This is a genomic window from Chryseobacterium sp. BGARF1 (assembly GCF_001677955.1).
Classification (GTDB): domain Bacteria; phylum Bacteroidota; class Bacteroidia; order Flavobacteriales; family Weeksellaceae; genus Chryseobacterium.
The window spans coordinates 1-270 of sequence record NZ_LELA01000087.1; the positions used below are offsets into that span (position 1 = coordinate 1).

Below are 270 nucleotides of genomic sequence, written 5' to 3' on the forward strand. Positions count from 1 at the left end.
TATTAGGAACTAACAATGTTCATGCTCAAAATACAACTGCAACCACAACCGTAAACATTACCCTGAATGATGTAATCTCTATCGACGCTGGAAGTACTGCAATTGGTAATACCGTTGACTTTAACTATGCCACTGCAGCAGATTACAACTCTGACCAAACCATTAATAAAGCCAATTCTTTGAAAGTTACTTCAACGAAGAACTTTAATGTTAAAGTTAAAGCTGGGGGACCTAATTTCATGAATGGAACCAACTTAATCCCTGTAAATG

The 270-nt window shown here is 36.7% G+C and carries 1 pseudogene; it reads left to right on the forward strand.

The features are described from left to right. Positions 1-270: pseudogene (locus AB671_RS22505) on the forward strand (peptidoglycan-binding protein LysM); the annotation flags it as partial.